Source organism: Cyclobacterium sp. SOCE241 (assembly GCF_056867545.1).
On record NZ_CP149779.1, the window covers coordinates 3,546,558 to 3,565,656 of the forward strand.

At 39.5% G+C, this 19,099-nt stretch carries 14 protein-coding genes and 1 pseudogene; 2 read left to right on the top strand and 13 right to left on the bottom strand.

Features of this window, described 5'->3' with window-relative positions; genetic code table 11:
• Positions 1-7 precede the first annotated feature (7 nt).
• The 9 genes and pseudogenes from WG932_RS17685 to WG932_RS17725 all read right to left on the bottom strand — a co-directional run.
• Positions 8-769, bottom strand: a pseudogene (locus WG932_RS17685) (PVC-type heme-binding CxxCH protein); the annotation flags it as partial.
• Positions 770-822: 53 nt separating this feature from the next.
• Entirely contained in the window at positions 823-1,275 is a 453-nt protein-coding gene (locus WG932_RS17690; protein WP_483084855.1) for a PVC-type heme-binding CxxCH protein, read from the bottom strand.
• A gap of 3 nt (positions 1,276-1,278) precedes the next feature.
• Positions 1,279-1,683: a sugar phosphate isomerase/epimerase family protein gene (locus WG932_RS17695; protein ID WP_483084856.1), complete on the bottom strand. Its 405-nt coding sequence runs from the start codon at positions 1,681-1,683 to the stop codon at positions 1,279-1,281.
• Positions 1,684-1,709: 26 nt separating this feature from the next.
• On the bottom strand, positions 1,710-2,141 hold the full coding sequence (locus WG932_RS17700) for a hypothetical protein (protein ID WP_483084857.1): 432 nt from the start codon (positions 2,139-2,141) through the stop codon (positions 1,710-1,712).
• 1 nt (position 2,142) lies between these two features.
• A complete protein-coding gene (locus tag WG932_RS17705; RefSeq protein ID WP_483084858.1) occupies positions 2,143-2,967 on the bottom strand; it encodes a PQQ-dependent sugar dehydrogenase in 825 nt (274 codons plus the stop codon).
• Positions 2,880-3,701 carry a c-type cytochrome gene (locus tag WG932_RS17710; protein ID WP_483084859.1) on the bottom strand — a complete coding sequence of 274 codons (822 nt, stop codon included), beginning with the start codon at positions 3,699-3,701 and terminating at the stop codon, positions 2,880-2,882. Before WG932_RS17710 ends, WG932_RS17705 begins: the two co-directional genes overlap by 88 nt.
• A gap of 354 nt (positions 3,702-4,055) precedes the next feature.
• The gene (locus tag WG932_RS17715; protein ID WP_483084860.1) at positions 4,056-5,354 is read right to left on the bottom strand and encodes a RagB/SusD family nutrient uptake outer membrane protein; all 1,299 of its coding nucleotides are present in this window, start codon (positions 5,352-5,354) and stop codon (positions 4,056-4,058) included.
• Entirely contained in the window at positions 5,351-5,581 is a 231-nt protein-coding gene (locus tag WG932_RS17720; RefSeq protein ID WP_483084861.1) for a hypothetical protein, read from the bottom strand. The genes WG932_RS17715 and WG932_RS17720 overlap by 4 nt, the downstream gene beginning before the upstream one ends.
• Positions 5,582-5,653: 72 nt before the next feature.
• Positions 5,654-8,722, bottom strand: a complete 3,069-nt coding sequence (locus WG932_RS17725) for a SusC/RagA family TonB-linked outer membrane protein (RefSeq protein WP_014019336.1) — start codon at positions 8,720-8,722, stop codon at positions 5,654-5,656.
• A gap of 755 nt (positions 8,723-9,477) precedes the next feature.
• Between WG932_RS17725 and WG932_RS17730 the strand changes: the two genes are divergently transcribed.
• The gene (locus WG932_RS17730; protein WP_483084862.1) at positions 9,478-11,646 is read left to right on the top strand and encodes a TonB-dependent receptor domain-containing protein; all 2,169 of its coding nucleotides are present in this window, start codon (positions 9,478-9,480) and stop codon (positions 11,644-11,646) included.
• A 105-nt stretch (positions 11,647-11,751) separates the two neighbouring features.
• Here the strand turns inward: WG932_RS17730 and WG932_RS17735 are convergent, their stop codons facing one another.
• Both WG932_RS17735 and WG932_RS17740 read right to left on the bottom strand, forming a co-directional pair.
• A complete protein-coding gene (locus WG932_RS17735; RefSeq protein WP_483084863.1) occupies positions 11,752-12,354 on the bottom strand; it encodes a DNA-3-methyladenine glycosylase I in 603 nt (200 codons plus the stop codon).
• Between the two features lie 173 nt (positions 12,355-12,527).
• Positions 12,528-13,100, bottom strand: coding sequence for a Tll0287-like domain-containing protein (locus WG932_RS17740; protein ID WP_483084864.1), 573 nt, complete (start codon positions 13,098-13,100; stop codon positions 12,528-12,530).
• A 324-nt stretch (positions 13,101-13,424) separates the two neighbouring features.
• On the opposite strand from WG932_RS17740, the gene prfA reads away from it, so the two are divergent.
• Positions 13,425-14,501, top strand: a complete 1,077-nt coding sequence (prfA, locus tag WG932_RS17745; protein WP_483084865.1) for a peptide chain release factor 1 — start codon at positions 13,425-13,427, stop codon at positions 14,499-14,501.
• A gap of 125 nt (positions 14,502-14,626) precedes the next feature.
• Here the strand turns inward: prfA and WG932_RS17750 are convergent, their stop codons facing one another.
• Positions 14,627-17,416, bottom strand: coding sequence for a YCF48-related protein (locus WG932_RS17750; protein WP_483084866.1), 2,790 nt, complete (start codon positions 17,414-17,416; stop codon positions 14,627-14,629).
• A 200-nt stretch (positions 17,417-17,616) separates the two neighbouring features.
• Positions 17,617-18,867, bottom strand: coding sequence for a gliding motility lipoprotein GldJ (gldJ, locus tag WG932_RS17755; protein ID WP_483084867.1), 1,251 nt, complete (start codon positions 18,865-18,867; stop codon positions 17,617-17,619).
• Between the last annotated feature and the right edge of the window lie 232 nt (positions 18,868-19,099).

The window sequence follows — 19,099 nt, forward strand, 5'->3', positions numbered from 1 at the left end:
GGTGACCTCCCACAATGGGATCATACCAGTCTGCAATGAACAACGAACCGTCAGTACCTACTGTAACATCGCTTGGTCTGAACCATTTTCGGGTATCTTCCTCCACCTGGTGCCAGATATATCCGGTATTGTCCTGGTCAACTGAGGAAACAAAGGCTTGTCTATTTTGAAGGGGATAACCGGCACCTATTACTTCAGGATTATAGCCAAACACAATATTTCTCCCTGCATCGGCACTTAATAATAGCCCTCTATATTGCTCTCCTAGTTCATCACCTTCAATTCTCACCATCCCTGTGGGTGACCCTGCCCCATAAACATCCCCTACAGGCAATACGCCGGGATCATGTTGGTGCCAATGGGCTTCGGCTATTGTTTGCCCGGGCCTTCTGTCTGCCTGCCATGTTCGATCTCCTTTTGCACTAAAATAACCGGCATCACTGCCCTCCATTAACCAGGTGGTCCTGCAAGAGGCAGTTTGATCATCATTGTCACTTTGCCACAAATTGCCATAAGAATCTACGGCCACTTCAAAAGCATTTCTGAAATTATGCGACACTACCTCCATTCCAGTTCCATCAGGATTGATTTTGATAATCAGTCCCCCATTGTATATTTCACCGTCATCACTGATCTGGGAGGGGAGATTTTCTGTACTGTAAGGGGTATATTCATTGTAAACGCTGCCTGAGCGAAGGGTCCAGCCATCTTTTCCTTCCACCTTATGTGGCCCTGCATTTCCGGTAATAAAATACCACTTTCCATCCGGGCCAAGCTGTCCTGCATGTAGCCCATGATCATGGTCTTTTCCTCCAAATCCTGTTAAAAAACCTCTTTACTATCAGGAATATCATCGCCATCTTCGTCAGTATAGATGATTATATTTGGTGAACAGGAAACCACTACCTGATTGCCCAGCACTGCAATCCCCAAAGGGCTTCTCAGCAAGGTATCCTGAACAAAAACCTTCGAAGCATCTGCTTTGCCATCGCCATTAGTATCCTCAAGGATCATTACTCGATCGCCTTTATCCTGCACCTTATGACCATCAGCATTCCGAAAATCTCTGTAGTTTACCCCTTCAGTGACCCATACCCTACCTTTGGCATCCACATCCATATTGGTAGGATTATAAAATAGGGGACTTTCAGCCCATACACTTACCTCCAATCCTTCCGGAACAAATAACAATGGTGAGCCTTCCTGTTGATTCCCGGTATTGCAAGAAGACAATCCCAGGAATAAAACGCTGCAACAGATCGACCACTTTACCATTTTTTAGGATTTCATCAGTTGTGAAACAAAATTTAGATTTTGTCTATAGGCAGGCAACACTTCCATACCTTTTGGAATGGCCCCTTCCATAATGTACCATCCTTTATAGCCTATATTGTCCAAGCTCACTTTTACCCGTTCAAAGTCCACCTTCCCTTGCCCAAGTAATTGCCCATTTTCTTTAAAGTGAATTTCACAGATATTTTCCGCACCAAGCAGGGCAATTTCTTTAAAAATATCATAACCCATTTTGGTAGCATTGGCCAAATCGTAATAAACCTTTACATGAGAAGAGCCTACAGCAGAAAGGATTTCCAAGTGCTCTTCGGCAGAAAGCCAAGATTCAATTCCCAGCACCACATCGGCTGTTTCTGCCTTGGGAGCTACTTTCTTTAATCTACGAATCACTTCTTTCTTTCCTGCAGGATCATTTCTCAGGTCTCCAGCTGAAAAAATGCCAAAAGGATATTTTTGCAGCCCAATGCTTTGGCTACATCTATGCTATCTGAAACCCAAGCCTCCGTTTCAGGGGCTGATTTATAGGGCACTCGGTTGAGTTCTCCTATGGCCAAGCCGGCAATTTTCACTTTGTTTTTTTTAGCTGCCTTCAGGTAAGTTTCCTGCATGCTTTTCTGTCTAAGGTGCATGTCATTGGCTACATTCCCTAAACTTACCTGTACGCCGTCCAGACCTATTTCACTAGCAAACGCCAATGCACTAGGATCAGAAGCTTTCCCAATGGACCAATCGCAAGCGCCAATCCGGACTTTTGGTTTGACAAAGCGCTCATTCACTGCCCAAACAGGGCCTAATGCAGCCATGCTACCAATTGTGAAAAGTGTTTTGCGTCTGCTGAACTTTTTCATCCTAGTTTTTTATACCGGCCATTTTATAAACCTTGCCGTCAGCTTTGGTAAACAAATACATTTCTCCATTGGCATCTTTGCCCAATCGAAGATCCACCCTTCTGCTACCTGACAACTTGGAAAGAGGAATAGAAACCCCTTCGTACTCGACAGTCCATTCATAAATCTGGGCTTGTTTACCAATTTCAAGGTCCGCAATATTGACATAAAACAGTCTTCCTCTTGTTATATCCCCAAACAGGTATTTCCCCTCAAGACCCGGTATTGCTGTACCGGTATATTCGTAACCTCCTGAAATGGCATTGCCTTCATCATGGTCATACATGGCTACAGGGTAAGAAAAGCCAAAAGATTTTTCATTTTCAGGTAAAGGGAAAACCATATTGGAATCTTCTTCAGGTTTTAATTTAAAGGTTCCTTCTCTAACAGGCCAACCATAATCAGCTCCCGGACGAAGCATATAGAGGGATTCTATTTGGCCTTGTCCAATATTTGAAACCAGTATTTCTCCAGATTGAGTCCATGAAATCCTGTGCGGGTTTCTAAATCCATGCGCATAAATTTCCGGCAACCACCCTTTATCATTGCCTACAAACGGATTATCTGATGGTATGCCATATTTTCCGTTTTCGCTGTTGTTTCCTTGGGGGTCGATACGAAAAACTGATCCCCAAGCCTGAGTGGCACCATGGGATATCCAAGCATGCCCTCGTCCTTCCGAACCACCATCTCCAATACCTATATACAGCAGTCCATAATCTTTATCTCCTTTTTTGGCATATGGGTTAAAAGTAATCTCTTGCATCCCATGAATTCCAGAGGCCATATCAATTCTAAAAGCTCTCTCTTGCTTTTGGCTTGGAAAGGTACAGCCATGGGGTTTTCTGTTTTCCATTCGGTTACTACCCATTGAAGATCGCTTCTAATACTATCTCCAAAGGCAAAATCTGCAGGTTTTGTATGTGGTTTTTCGGTATGATTGGTATAGAATAGGCCATTTTCACCAAACTCAGGGTGATAGGCAAAACTACCAAAACCGGTAGCCAAACCCGGTTCATTAATAAATTCGGGCATTTCCTTGGCCATGTCTAGGTATAACTTGTATTGATCCCCTTCCATAAGGTACATTTTACCCCTAAGATCCATCATATACATCTCTTTACTTACAGGATGGTAATCCATTTTAGCGATTCGGGTAAGAGGTTTCTTTTCTGAGGAAGCAGGGACCGTACTGATAAGCTCTAATTCCACAATCAAATCGGACAATGGAATTTTATCAGGGATGGGATTCCCTATCGAGTCCAATACAACTTCTGAATTTTCTTGAGGAGCCTCATGCTGATGCATAAAGGCAATGATATTGTCGATTTGACCTTCCTCCAAATGTTTAAAAGAAGGCATATAGGTTTTGTACCGCTCAAAAGCTTTACGGGCCCTTTCATCCCCCTTGTCAATCATTTCGGCAGGGTTTTGGATAAAAGCACGCAACCACTGTAAGGGCTGCTCCTTGGTTATCCCACCCAAATGAGGCCCAATACCATTTTTTTGAAGGAATGACAACTGCTACAGTTGGTTTGAAATAGGTCTTCTCCTGTCTTTAAACTTGTTTGATCCTTTGGTATTAATTCCTCCAACGGCTTATCTCCGGATTTACATGACCAACATACAACAAGTACAAACAGGAGAAAATAACGGTTAATTTTTGGGTTCATAGAGTAATGGTACTGTCAAAATACAATTTACACAATTATAATAATGGAGCCAATCTACTTTATTCCTACTAAATAAAAAACCTTATTTATCAATGGCTAAAAAACAACATTAATCAGCCCCTATTTTTTTCAATTATAAATAAAATAGCATAAAAAAGGGTGCTGTTTTGCAACAGCACCCTTTCTATTTTTTGGGTAATAATTACCAACCTTTATTTTGTTCAATTCCTGAAGAGCTAACTACTCTTGTTGGAATTGGCCAAACACCCATTACGTCGGCATCAAAATTCCTTGCAGGCCAAATTTCACCTATGACATAGTCAGAATTCGGATCAGCCCTGTCGGTATGCAATCTTCCATAAAGCGGCTTGCTGTAAGCTTCTTCAGCATCACCCCACCTGACCAAGTCGAAGTGTCTATTGGCAAACTCCCCGGCCAACTCTACTCTTCGCTCATGTTTGAGGTCTTCCATGGTGGCATCTGTTTTTGAATCAAGTCCGGCTCTCGCCCTTACCATATTCAATGGTGCATCACCATTTTGACCTTGCATGATCAAAGCTTCAGCTTTCATAAGCAAAAGTTCACTGTACCTTAACAAAGGAACATTCAGAATGGTTGTTGGATCATTCCCATTGGAATTGATATAAGTACCTATGGGATTTTCAAACTGGTATTCATACAGGTATTTGTTGAATTGTAAGCCGGAAAGTGAATTTTCTGATTGGTATTTTCTTTCTTCACCAAAGAATTTAAAATCATCACCAAATTTCAAAATGGTAACTTCCCTTCTGAAGTCTCCTTCTTCAAATTCTTCATACAGGTCATTGGTAGGCATATAATATCCCCAGCCATTGTATTTACCCCAGCCTTTGTTTTCTAAAGAAACACCCGGAAGCTTGGAGCCACCATTTACACCTGAAACTACTGTCCAAATGTATTCCGGTCCCCAGTTGTTCAAGTGACTGTGCAACATTCTGAAATCTTCCTCAGGGGTATTGGTGGTATAAATGGCTCTTCCTGAGCCTGAATTGGTAACTGCATCCACGTAAGTAACCACCTCTGCATAACGAGAAGGATCATATTCTGCCCAATACAAGTTGGTTTTTGCAATATAAGCCAGAGCTGCATCTTTGTGAGCCCGTCCCATATCTTCAGCACTATAAGTAGTAAAAAGAGGCAATAAATCAGCAGCTTTTTCTAGATCTTCTACAATTTGCGCATAGTTTTCCACCACGCTGACAGGACGAGAATAGCTTCCCGCCTCATCAAACATATTTTCCTCTGTAACAATCGGCACACCGCCACTCACATCATCACCATAAGTATGGGCTATCCAGAAATAATGAAAAGCCCGCATAAAATATGCTTCTCCAAGAATTCTGTTTTTCAGGTCTGTTGCCAGATCCATGTCCGGAACATTTAGAATAATGTCATTGGCTCGACGGATAATTTTGTAACTCTGCGGGTACATCCAGTAAGCATATCCTTCATCTCCTGTCATGTTAAAGTTCTTGATATTATCTGCAGTAGAATTAATTCTACCGGTAACCATATCGTCCGAAGCATTGATATACCAGAAAAACCTCTGGAAAACATGTCCTCATCTTTCATGTAAAAATAAAGACTATTGGCTGCTGTTATAGCATCCTGTTCATTTTGGAAGAAGTTTTCGTAAGAAGTACTTCCCAGTGGCTCCAGATTAGTGAACTCATCTGAGCAGCTAGTCATCACCCCTAAGCTTAGGGCGATTAATGTCGATATCTTATATAAAGTATTTTTCATTTTTTTCACTGTTAGGTATTAAAGGGTAAGAGAAAGACCTGCTGTAAATGTTTTAGGCAGTGGATAACGCCCCACGTCCATCCCTTTACCACCAACTTCCGGATCCATGCCCGAATATTTAGTGATTGTAAATAAATTCTCTGTAGAGAAATAAACCCTAAGACTACTGTCTTTTCCAACTTTCTGCAGCAATTGTTGAGGCAGTGTATAACCTATGGTAAGGTTTTTCATTCTTAAATAAGAAGCTTCTTCCAAATACCAGCTTGAGGCAGTACCGAAATTTCTATTATCATCTTTGGTTGACAACCTAGGTATGTCTGTATCGGTATTTTCAGGAGTCCAAGCATCTAGCACCCTATTGTCTAGGTTATATCCTGATTGAGAAGCATTTAATGCGGTATATTTGTAGCCATTGAAAACTTTCACTCCTGCAACTCCCTGCAAGATCATACTCAAATCAAACCTTTTATAATCTAGGCTTAAATTGAAACCATAGGTAAAGTCCGGTAGGTAGCTCTCCATAAACACCTTGTCTTCGTCAGTAATTTTACCATCATCATTCACATCCGTAAACTTAAAATCTCCCGGCTGGGCATTTGGCTGAATCAATGTACCATCTTTTACATGGGCATCAATTTCCGCTTGGTTTTGGAAGATTCCTTCGTAAGGAACCAAGAATGTAGAATACAATGACTGCCCCACTTCTGATCTGTAAGGATAAAGAGTGCTTCTTACTTCATCACTGTGGGCGATAAAATTTATATTACTATTATTGTAACCATCAAGATTTATTAGCTCATTATTGATCACACTGAAATTACCTCTTGCAGCGATATTCAATTCTCCAACCTGAGTAAAATATCCGGCTGAAAATTCCAGACCTGAATTTCTTACCTCTCCACCATTCACATCAGCTGCAGTGGTTCCCTGATGCAAATCTTCTAATCCGGGAAGAATCATCCCCTTCGTAGTTTTCACAAAGTAATCCAAGGTCAGGTCAATTTTATTGTCAAACAAACCTGCATCTAATCCAATATTGGTTGATTCTGAAATCTCCCATTTCAGGTCAGGATTGGATTGTCTGTTAGCGTATACTGCCCTGTAATCAAGGGAAGCATCTTGTCCCAATATAACGGTTTGTGTACCTAGAGGAACATCAAAAGAGTAATAGCCTACAGAGTTAATATTTCCTATTTGACCCCATGAAGCCCTCAATTTCAAAATATTTACAGATGGCATATTGAAAAAATCTTCACCTGAAATTTTCCAAGCTCCTGAAACCGCAGGGAATACACTTGACTGATTTTGAATAGCCAATCGTGAAGTTTCGTCTCTCCTTACACTACCTGAAATAAAGTATTTATCATCGTAATTGTACATTACCCTACCAATTGCTGAGGTCAAAGCATCTTCATAAACACCGGTAGTCGGAGTCATGAACTCTTCGGCATTGCTCATGTATTGGTTAAAAGGCTCCTCACTGCTAAAGCCTCTGCCTTCCTGAAAATAAGACTCACTTTTAGTAAATTGAGAAGAATAAACAGCGGTCACATTCAAATCATGAAGACCAAATCTTCTCTGAAAAGACACTTGGTTGTCCCAAATCCACCTTTGGGTATTCGAATTTCCTTGATAAAGATAATTTTGAAGATTGGTCCTACCTAATTCAGGAATTCTAGGATTAAATTGTTTACTATTGGACATATTTAAATTATAGCTAAAAGTACTCCTGAAGGATAAACCCGGAATAATTTCATAATTTAAATAGGTATTTGAGTTCAAATTTGAAACCGGATTATTAGTGGTAGGTCTCAATAGCAGCCCCATAGGGTTGTATACATCTCCATAAGTTCCGGCAAATTGAGATAATTCGTAAGGTACTACTCCATGAAAAACACCATTTTCATCATAAACCGGAGCTGCAGATGGCATATACAGAGCACTAATTATACTGCCTGAATAAGAACTGCTTGAGTTTGTCCCCACTGAGTTGGATCGGGTAAAATAGATATTTTCTCCGATGGTAACTTTATCAGAAAGGTGAAAATCTGTTTTCAACCTAAATGCATACCTTTCAAATTCTGTACCTTGAAGAAGTCCTTCTTTATTAAGGTATCCAAAAGACCCCATATAATTAGCAGTTTCACTGGCACCGCTAATATTTACATTGGCACTATGAACAGATGCTGATCTAAAAATCTCTTCCATCCAGTTGGTGCGCGTAACCTGTCCCCAAGGGTTTTGGCTGGCATCATGTGCTGCCTGACGTGCTGCTCCTGCATTGTCTGCTGCCAAATTGTACACATCTGCTTGTTGCTGAGCATTTAATGGCGTGGGAAGATTACTTGCTTGCTGGATGCCAGAATAAACATCAAAGGTAACGACAGGTTTGCCATAGGCTCCTTCTTTGGTCTTGATAACGATAACTCCTGATGCAGCTTGCGCACCATAGATAGCCGCTGCTGAAGCATCTTTCAAAATAGATACTGATTCAATGTCATTCGGATTGATTGGAGGACCATAATAAGGCATGCCGTCTACAACCGTTAACGGTCTTTCATCGGAAAGAGATCCAATTCCACGGATTACTATCAAGCCTTCTTGGGATGGGTCTCCACCTTGCTGAAGAACTGTAACACCAGGCACACTACCTTGCAAAAAGTCATTTAGATTAGTTACCGGCCTACTATTAATTTTATCAAGCCCGGATACTGAGGAAACTGAAGAGGTTAGGTTTTCTCTTCTGGAAGTACCATAACCAATCATTACAACCTCATCCATATCTAAAAGAGATTCTTCCAAATAAACCTTCAAGGTTGCATTTCCTTCATAATCGAGGGTTTGAGACTGCATCCCAATAAAAGATATGGTGACGGTTCCTGAACGATCACTCACTTCAAGTGAAAAGTTTCCATCCATATCTGTAATGGTACCTTGATTTGTATTTCCACTTGGCACCACCGCAGCGCCGGGCACAGGAAGCTCATCTGCTGCCCCATACACCGTACCTTTAATTACGGTTTGTGCCTGTGCAGTAAATATGGCACTGCACCATATCATGATTAACAAATAATAAAGTTTTTTCATAGGGTTAATTTTTACTGATAATTAAGATTTGCAAAACTAGTCAAAAGAATATTCTTGATTGAAATTGGCAATTAACTTAATGTTAATTAAAAATCATGTTAAATTTTCCTGAATCCCTTTGATAAAAAATTATAAAGGCTCTAAAATTCTTTTCTATTAAATATAGGGAAGCCATTTAATTTAATTATATGAAACATTGACAATATGCTTAAGTGCCAAATAAAAGATTTTAAAGCTAGATAATCTATTTTAAATTCAAAATATTCAAGAAAAATATCAGGACAACTGAAAAAGAAATATTGTTATAATTTTAATCCTACCTTTTCCACAAATTCAATAAAACTACTGAATTGACTCTCCATATCTGAATAATGTGACTTGCATTGCAACTCGAAAGCAATGTCTATCAATTAGATGGGACATTCATGTAAAAAAACAAACATCCTTCCTCTCGATTTTTTATATTTGTCGCTATTTAAAAATACCAAGATATCCCCCATGAAAAACATTAGCCTATTATGCCTATTGCTAACATTTTTAGCTATCCAGCCTACTTTTTCCCAATCTTCCAATTTTGGAGAAATTCAAGGAAGAGTTATTGACGAGGATGGAGGCAACCCATTAGGATTTGCCACCATTAGTGTTTTCACTCTAGAAACCGAGGGTAAAAAACTAATCAATGGGGGATCACCACTGAAGATGGAAGCTTTTCCATTGGACTTCCACAAGGAGAATTCAATGTTTTGGTTGAATTTATGGGGTATAAAGCCACAGAGATCAATAGCATCAATATTAATAGAGAGAACAGAAAACTTGTCCTTGGTGAGATTAGTTTATCCGCAGACACGGAAAGTTTGGATGAAGTGGTTGTACAAGGAGAAAAAACCCTGATGGAATTATCTTTGGATAAAAGGATTTTCAATGTTGGAAAGGACTTGTCCAATGCCGGTAGAACGGCGAACGATATTTTAATGAATCTACCTTCAATATCGGTAGACCCTGAAGGTGGTGTTAGCTTAAGAGGTTCTAGTAATGTTAGAATTTTAATTGACGGAAAACCTTCAGGATTGGTCAGTTTTAAAGGAAGTAGTGGATTGCAACAGTTGCCTGCCAGTATGATAGAAACAGTGGAAGTCATCACCAATCCTTCTGCTCGTTATGAAGCTGAAGGTATGGCAGGGGTAATCAACATCATATTGAAAAAGGAAAATACACAAGGTTTTAACGCATCTTTTGAAGGCACTGTAGGAAATCCCGAAAACTTTGGTCTCGCAGCCAACCTTAATTACCGGCACAAAAAGATCAATTGGTTTATCAACTATGGAGTAGCTTACAGAAAAACTCCTCGGGAGGGCACCATCGATCAGGAAGTAAGCAACGATGACACCACCTTTTATTCCCATCAAACCACCACAGGCACCGTCAATGGAATCAATAATAATATTCGCGCCGGTTTAGATTATTTCTTCAATGAAAACAGTATTCTTACAGGTTCATATCTATGGAGGCGAAGTGATTCAAGAAGATTAACCAATATTAGGTACAACGATTATGAAATGGAAGGAGGGCCTCTACAAAGTTATACCCTACGTACTCAAGATGAGGATGAAAAGGAGCCTAATTCCGAATTTAACCTAACGTATAAACGTAGTTTCGAACAAAGTGGGCATGAATTAACCGGTGCCATCACTTATTTGGATTATTGGGAAAATTCAGATCAAGTTTATACCCAAGACGGTTTTACACCATCCGGCAGTCCAATTGCCGGTGCATCTATTTACCAAACATCTGTCAACGATGAGTTTGACAGGCAGTGGCTTTTTCAATTGGATTATTCAAAGCCTATTGGTAAGGAGGGAAATTTTGAAACCGGATTCAGAAGCAGTTTCAGAAACATGGAGAATGATTTTATCGTGAGTCAAAGATTGGAATCTGGTGATTTTGAAGCCCTTCCCGGCTTGGATGACATCTTCCTTTATGATGAAAACATTCATGCAGCTTATGCCATATTGGGTAATAAACATGAGAAATTTTCTTATCAAGGGGGACTACGTGCGGAATACACTGATGTTACCACCACCTTGGTAACCTCAAATGAAATTAACCCAAGGGATTATGCCAACCTCTTCCCTTCTGCTCATTTTACCTACAATCTCAGTCAGGACGATGCTTTTCAGATGAGTTATAGTAGAAGAATCAGGAGACCTGTTTATAACGACTTGAGTCCGTTTATGACTTTTTCTGATGCGAGAAACTTTTTCAGTGGCAATCCGGATCTTAACCCTGAATATACTGATGCTTTCGAATTAGGCCATATCAAATACATGGACAAAGGTTCAATTTTTTCCACTATTTACTATAGAGACACCAAGGATAAAATTGAAAGAATAAGAAGTGTGGATGCTGAAGGAAATTCTACTACTATTCCGGAAAATTTATTAGGTGAGCAATCCATGGGTTTTGAATTTACTACAGATTACGTCCCTATTGACTGGTGGAAATTAGATGCAAACTTTAATTTTTTCTACGCCAAAGTAGACGGCAGTAACGTATTGGACACTTATACGGCAGACACTTACTCTTGGTTTACAAGACTCACCTCTAGATTCACCTTCGCTAACGGCTTGGATCTTCAGGTACGTGGAAATTATGAAGGCAGAAGAAAAGTGGCTCAAGGCGTACAAAAAGCGATGGCTTTTATGGATATATCGGCAAGTAAAGACATTATGAAAGGAAGGGGGACATTGATTCTTAATGTGTTGGATGTATTTAATTCAAGAAGAAATCGTTACATATTTGAAGGTCCGGGTTTCAAAACAGTAGGGGATATTTTCCCTCGGAAAAGACAAATCAACCTTACATTAAATTATCGCATCAAACAATCTAAAGACCAAAGCAAGTCTAAGCTTATGGGTGCTGAATAAAAACAAAAGCACCATTGGTCAATCTCTAACATGTTGACCAATGGTGCTTTTCAGTTTATTTTAAGCAAAAGTTCATTAGGAAGAGAACACAAAGAGTGGATAAAACTATTTTGCCATTCTTTTCACTTCCTGATGTCGGAAACATTGAACCAGGTGATCATTCACTATGCCTGTGGCTTGTAAATGAGCGTACACGGTAGTACTTCCTAAAAACTTAAAGCCATAATTCTTCAGCTCTTTAGCTACTTTATTGGACAAATCGGTTGTAGCTGGAACTTCTTGCATATTTTTCCAAGCATTTTGTATGGGTTTACCATCAACAAAATCCAACATAAACCCGGTAAAGGTTCCGTATTTTTCTTGAACTTCTATGAAGCGACGGGCATTGGTTACTGCTGCTTCAATTTTCATCCGATTGCGAACAATACTTGGATCTGCAATTAAATTATTTATATCTTCCGCAGAAAAATGTGCAACCTTTTGGTAATCAAAATCCTTGAAAGCTTTCGCATATCCTTTCCTTTTCTTTAAGATGGTTGCCCAACTTAAACCGGCCTGAGCACTTTCCAGCACCAAAAACTCAAAGTGGGTTCTATCACTATACACCGGCACTCCCCATTCTTCATCATGATACCTGATATAATCTTCAAACCCGAGACACCAAGGGCAACGAAATTTTTGGGTTTGATTGTGCATGTAATCGCTCATATTGTTACAGGATTTCTAAGAAATATAGTCAATTCCAAGATCATCACAGCATCCAAGCCAATGAAATCGCACAATTAAGAATTTGTATCAATAAAAATCAAAAACTAGAACCTCCGGATATTCAGCCATTGCATTATATACTAAAATAAGCATTGACAAATATTTCAACTTATTTAAATGCCTTTTACGACTTCTTTCTTAGGCAAGGCAATACTCCACATTCCTCTTAAATCACCTACTTGATAATTTATCGCCTTGTCATCAGGGTATAGATTTTTTATCTTTTCAGCCGTCCCTTCTTGGATATCTTTCCCCGGTTGCCCGTGACAATTGAGGCATAGACCATTTGGTATCGTGATCGCTTTGGTAAATAACAAAACCTGTCCATCCTCAATTTTTTGGATATTGGCTTGATTCTCTATTTTATTTTCACTGTTATAGGCATAAGCATCCAGTAATTCTTTCTCTGTTGCATTAGGAATATTCTTTGGGTTTCGATTTTTTTCCGAAACTCTTCTAATGGTGACTTTAAATTTATCTGCCACTTCTTTGGTAATGGCAAGGGCTTCTACATTACAAAAGCTTACTGCTCCTTCAGGACCTTTTTCCTGTATAGCTTTCTGCAATGTACCCATTAGGGATTTTTGGGCTTCCATACTGATCTCCTCCCCCCACTCCATGGCATGCGTTGTAATTTCAGCTTCACTTAGCTTTTTTACCTCATTTGCTTTATTTACCTCATCCACGAGTGACCTGTCAATTTTTTTCCATTATTGCAACTGCTAATTCCAATTATCAGGGAAAGTCCTATTATCTGCCAATTGTATTTCAAGCCCATCATTTATCTATTGCTTTTTATTATTAAATATACGGACTAATCAAAAAAAGACAACCTCCCAAGTCTCCTTTGCCGAAGTGCTGAAAGTAGGTGGGATACACATTAAAACCAATGTTCAATCTTGATCTAAATTAATAAAGAGACTTTTTTGGTTCCACAAACATATAAAATAAATCTGTGTCGGGTAATCATCAACATTATTGCTTAATTTTGCCTTCCAAATACAACAAGCATGCTGGACAAACTTGAAGCAATAAAAGATAGATTTGAAGAAGTTTCACAACTCATCATCCAACCGGATGTAATGAGTGACATGGGAAATTACACCAAGCTGTCTAAGGAATACAAAGACTTGGAAAAAGTTGTTGCTGCATATGACAGTTACAGACTCACCTTAGAAAATATAGAAAGCACGAAGGCAATCTTGGAAAAGGAAAAAGATCCGGAATTCCGTGAGATGGCCAAAATAGAATGGGAGGAATTGAAAAACAAAAAAGATGAGATGGAGGAAGATCTCAGAAAAATGTTAATCCCAAAAGACCCCAATGATTCTAAAGACTGCATTCTTGAGATTAGAAGTGGTACAGGAGGAGACGAAGCTGCCATTTTTGCAGGAGATCTTTTTAGAATGTATCAAAGGTTTAGCGAAAAGCAAAACTGGAACCTTACCATTTTGGATTTGACCTTCGGAACTTCCGGAGGTTATAAAGAGATCATAAGCTCGGTTTCCGGTGCAGATGTTTACGGAATGCTTAAATATGAATCCGGTGTTCATCGGGTACAGCGGGTGCCTGCCACGGAAACCCAAGGACGGGTTCATACTTCTGCGGCCACAGTGGCTGTTTTGCCTGAAATGGAAGAAGTGGATGTGGAAATAGACATGAATGAAGTAAGGAAAGACACCTACTGCTCCTCCGGACCGGGCGGACAATCTGTAAACACCACCTATTCAGCTGTACGGCTTACCCACGAACCTTCAGGGATTGTGGTTACCTGTCAAGACCAAAAATCACAAATTAAAAACTTTGAAAAAGCACTTAAGGTTTTGCGGTCAAGGATTTATGAAATAGAACTTGCTAAACATAATGAGGAAGTTGGAGCCCAAAGAAGGTCTATGGTTGGAAGTGGCGACAGGTCTGACAAAATCCGAACCTATAATTACCCACAAAGTAGGGTGACAGATCACCGCATCAATAAAACCGTTTATAACCTTCCGGAAGTAATGGAAGGCAGTATAGAAGACTTTATAAGTGCTTTAAGATTTGCTGAAAATGCTGAAAAAATGAAAGGTGGAGGAATGGAAGATTAGGATCTTAGGCCAGAAATTGAGATTTTCTTAACTTCATTGAAAAATTTAATTGAGTTCAAGCACTCTAAACACAAAACCTTGACAGGTATTTCTGTCAAGGTTTTATTTTGCACTAAATCAAATCCCTAAAGTACAAGTATTTTTCTTTTATACTCTTTGGTTCTGGTCCGAATAAGTAACACATGCAAGCCCTTCGGCAGGTCAGGGATAAAGTAGACAAATTGCCCGGTAGTGATGGCTACCTCTTTTATTTTCAGCCCCATAGAATTGTAAACAGCAATATGATCTAATCCGGCAATACCTTCTAAAGATACATGTACATCGCCGGAGAAAGAAGGGCTTGGAAACACTTCAATCCTTACATCGGTTGATTCCTCTTCAATTGCCGTGATAAGGTTTACATTAACAGAAAGTTCTCTACTTGGCCCTTGTTCGCAAGCATTTACCGGCGTCACTTGGACCACATGGTCCCCAGGGCTTGTCCAATTGACACGTAGGGTAGAGGTGCCTTGCCCACTTATTATTTCACCACCTCCGGAGATTGACCATTGATAGTTAATATCCTGCTCTCCAACCACCTCATAATCTGCTTCTTGAAAACCAACCTTAACAGCACCTTGAATTTCAGACGGCTGATTCGGAACGGTTATGACGCGTACAATCTTTTCCGTAGTAGGCCCTTCGCCGCAAGGGTTCCTGCTTGAAACTTTAACAATATGCTCGTCTAAATTGGTCCATTCAATGGTAACTACTGAAGTTCCTTGTCCTTCCCTTACTACTCCTCCTGTGGCTTCCCAAAAATATTCAGTACCCGGAACATCATCTACATTATATTCTTCCAAAGTATTGACACAGACCACACCCTCACCTTGAATAACAGTGGTTTCCTTAGGCTCTTCTGAAACCACTACTTCCAATGCAGTAGTTTCTCCATTTCCACAATTATTGGCTCCCCTAACCATTACGGCATTTCTACCCGGTGTATCCCATCTTATCACCACTCTGGTGGTACCTTGACCTTGAATTACAGTTCCACCATCAACCCTCCAGTCGTATTCCACACCTTCTAAACCGAAATCCTGAACCGAATAGATTTGTTGACTTATACAAATATTATCCTCGCCAAAAATGGTAGGGATAACGTCTGGCACCTGACAAGTATATTGGAAGAGCAAACCATTTTCCCCAACTGCATACCCTACGTTCAAATCCCCAAAACTAATACCTGTAAAATTTTGAAAAGTAGCTGTTTCTAATCGTTCCCAATTTTCCCCCGCATCAAAGGTCCGTATGATCAAACCGTTTTCACCGGTAATAAAGCCTACAGATTCATCGAGAAATTCGATATCAGTCAAAGGCATATCGAAACCTGTTTGGATTTGCTCCCAATTCAACCCTTTGTCAACAGTTTTAAATACAGCACTACTTTGACTTACGGCTATGGCAGAATTTTCATCCAAAACTGACAGTGCGTTTAAGTCTACATTGGTTCCAATACTTACTTTTTGCCAATTGAATCCTCCATCAGAGCTAATTAAGACCATCCCTCCTTCTCCAATGATCAATCCATCATTTTCGTTAAAGAAAGCTATGTCTTTAAGATTAACATCATCATTACCAGAAGAAACCTCCTCCCAGTTTAACCCTTGGTTTTCAGTCCTTGAAATTAATCCTCTGTCTCCAACCACAAAGCCAATATCAAAATCGAAAAAATAAAGTCCATTTACATTCTTTATTGTACCAGGATTGAGCGTAGTCCAGTTTACTCCGGAGTTTCGTGTAGAAATAATATTCCCATTATTACCAGAAACAAACCCGGCAGTACTGGTAACAAAGTATACCGCATTGAACGGCAAAGAAATCGATCTGGAACGATCTGTCAACCGAGCACCTCCATTTGTCGTTGTAATAATTAGACCGTTTTCTCCGACTATATACCCTTTTTGATCTGTCACAAACTCTACTCCTTTATAGTCACTAGGAGTTCCGGAAAGCCTCAAACTCCAACTCGAGCCGGTATTGTTTGAAGAGATCAAAACACCACTTGGTGCTACTGCCAAAACATTATTGGTTTCCGGTCTAATAGATAAGCGCTCGATATTTTCTACAGTTCTTGAAATAGCACCGATAAATGTTAGCCCTCCATTGGCTGTGCGCAAAACTGTTCCTCCATCGCCACTAATTACCCCTATCAGGGGATAAGAGGGATTAAAAATTACATCCTTTAGGTCTGTATCAATACCGCTGTTAATAAATTGCCAATTTTGGGCGCCATCTTCTGTTTTGATAATGGCACCTTCATCACCGACAGCATATCCGGTAGTGTCATCCGTAAAATGCACAGCGTTTAAGGCCACATCAAACCCGGAATCAAACAGTTCCCAAGTCAGGCCTGCGTTATTTGTTTTAAGAATTTCCGAATCAGCAGTTACCGCATAACCGAGGAGATCGCCCACAAAAGATATTTTATTGACGGATGCTTCTGTTGGAATATTAACAGCAACCCAGGTAGCACCACCATTGGTTGAGCGTAAAATAGTGCCGTTATTACCACTAATGAGCATTATGTTTTCATCAATCTGGACAACATTATTTAACATCTCTCCTTCCGGATAATCGGGTTTAGCCCAACTAAGACCACCATCTGTGGTTCTGAAAATAAGTCCTTCATCTCCAAGCAAAATCCCATTTAAATCATCAAAAAATGAGACATCAATAACTTCCATACGCACAAGGAGCTCCATCTCTATCCAGCTTAGCCCCCCATCTATAGACTTCAACAATATGTTTTCTCCTCCTATATAACCAACATTGGTGTTAACCCATTGAATAGATTTGTAGTCATTCCCCCAACTTCCTACTCTTCTCCAACTTTGACCAAATCCAACTTGAAAAAGTAAAAAGTAAAAAAACATAAAAGTAAACCCCGCTTCATATAAATGCCTAAGTCTAAATAAATTATACTTACAAAAATAATATATAATTCAGCATATAACAGAAAAAAGAAATTTAATATGTTACCTCTATCTGAAAGACCTTTTTCCTATTACAAAATCAAAAAATAGGGATATAAAAAAAAGGGCAATAAAGCCCTTTTCTTAAAACTTAAATAAGTTTAAATGTTATCTGTCTTTACCCCTACAGCAATCATGGCACATCTAAAACCAATATGATTGGAAGAAGAATCCTGATGCATAAATCTTCTGGTACCCGGGGCCAACCAATAAGCGACATCTCTCCACGATCCACCTTTAAAAACCCTGAAATTATCGTCAATCAAAGTGGTATTGTAAGTATCTTCTTCATCATTTGTACCATCTTTCCTTATAGGATTGAGGTCATCAAAATCCTGAAATGAAAGTGGCCTATAAACATCCTGGACCCACTCATTCATATTACCGGCCATATTGTACAAGCCAAAATCATTTGGAGGGAAATCATAAACATTGGTAGGTATGATCTCTCCATCGTTGGAGACACTTCCCGACAGACCGGCATAATCCCCTCGGCCCCTTTTAAAGTTGGCCAAGAAATCACCTTGTCTTGATTTTCTTTTGATATTGTATGGGTTTCTTGGTCCCCTTCCATCCCAAGGATAAATTCTACCATTCTCTTGGTTTTCATCCATGTATTGTGTCCCGATCATCCCTTTAGCCGCAAATTCCCATTCTGCCTCATTAGGAAGTCGATAATTTGGAAAAACCACGCCTCGTTCTATTAATTGATCAAAAGAAAGCTCGGCAGTTTCTTCTTCATCACCCTTTTTATTCTTTCCTCCAAAATTCCTTTCTCGTTCTAACTCATTTACATATTGGGTTCTCCAAGCACTGTATGCATTGGCTTGCGTCCAACTTACACCTGCGACAGGGTAGAAATTAAAGCCGGGATACCGGAAATAATAAGTTGAGTAAACATCATTGTAAGACATTGCATTGGCCCATACATTTTCGTTTGGCTCTAACTTCTTAAGAGAATCAGCACTTACGCTATCTGCTATATTAAAAAGAAACTCTTTATAGTCTACATTGGTAACCTCCGTTTCATCCATATAAAAGGAAGCAATTGTTACCGTTCTTTCAACATTATCACGGAAACCCATTATGTCTTGTTCCTGCGATCCCAAAACAGCTCTTCCTCCTTGGATGAAAACCAGTCTTGGTCCGATTACCTCTCGTGGAAGCCTAAATACCTGAAATGCTGAATCTTCTTCATCAAAACTATATTTAGCTCCTGTTGATGCACTTACACCTCCGGGGTTACTAGCGGTTCTTCTTGAACTTTGTTGACCACAAGAAGAAACCAATATCCCCAGTAAAGCTACTGCAACAAAAAAACTAAAATGAAAATTTTTATTCTCAAATTTCATGCGACAAGTTTTAAGTTTTGTCTTAATAAAACGCTAATATATGACCAATAATATATTATAACAATATTCTTTTTCTCTCCAAACACAAGATAAAAACCAATTATATCAAATTCCTGTGAAAAACAGCAAAAATAATTGTACAATCTCAACTATTCTCCACACGAAATATCCTCCTAAATTTAAAAAAAGAAGGATAAATTTAATAATTACCCATTCTAATTGACTGTTTATT

Excerpts from the sequence above, each read along its gene's own strand:
- gldJ (WP_483084867.1), bottom strand. The coding sequence starts at position 18,867 with ATGAAATTTGAGAATAAAAATTTTCATTTTAGTTTTTTTGTTGCAGTA.
- WG932_RS17720 (WP_483084861.1), bottom strand. The coding sequence starts at position 5,581 with ATGACTAGCTGCTCAGATGAGTTCACTAATCTGGAGCCACTGGGAAGT.
- WG932_RS17725 (WP_014019336.1), bottom strand. The coding sequence starts at position 8,722 with ATGAAAAAACTTTATTATTTGTTAATCATGATATGGTGCAGTGCCATA.
- WG932_RS17705 (WP_483084858.1), bottom strand. The coding sequence starts at position 2,967 with ATGGCCTCTGGAATTCATGGGATGCAAGAGATTACTTTTAACCCATAT.
- WG932_RS17700 (WP_483084857.1), bottom strand. The coding sequence starts at position 2,141 with ATGAAAAAGTTCAGCAGACGCAAAACACTTTTCACAATTGGTAGCATG.
- WG932_RS17735 (WP_483084863.1), bottom strand. The coding sequence starts at position 12,354 with ATGAGCGATTACATGCACAATCAAACCCAAAAATTTCGTTGCCCTTGG.
- WG932_RS17715 (WP_483084860.1), bottom strand. The coding sequence starts at position 5,354 with ATGACAGGAGATGAAGGATATGCTTACTGGATGTACCCGCAGAGTTAC.
- WG932_RS17730 (WP_483084862.1), top strand. The coding sequence starts at position 9,478 with ATGGGGTATAAAGCCACAGAGATCAATAGCATCAATATTAATAGAGAG.
- prfA (WP_483084865.1), top strand. The coding sequence starts at position 13,425 with ATGCTGGACAAACTTGAAGCAATAAAAGATAGATTTGAAGAAGTTTCA.
- WG932_RS17750 (WP_483084866.1), bottom strand. The coding sequence starts at position 17,416 with ATGTTTTTTTACTTTTTACTTTTTCAAGTTGGATTTGGTCAAAGTTGG.
- WG932_RS17690 (WP_483084855.1), bottom strand. The coding sequence starts at position 1,275 with ATGGTAAAGTGGTCGATCTGTTGCAGCGTTTTATTCCTGGGATTGTCT.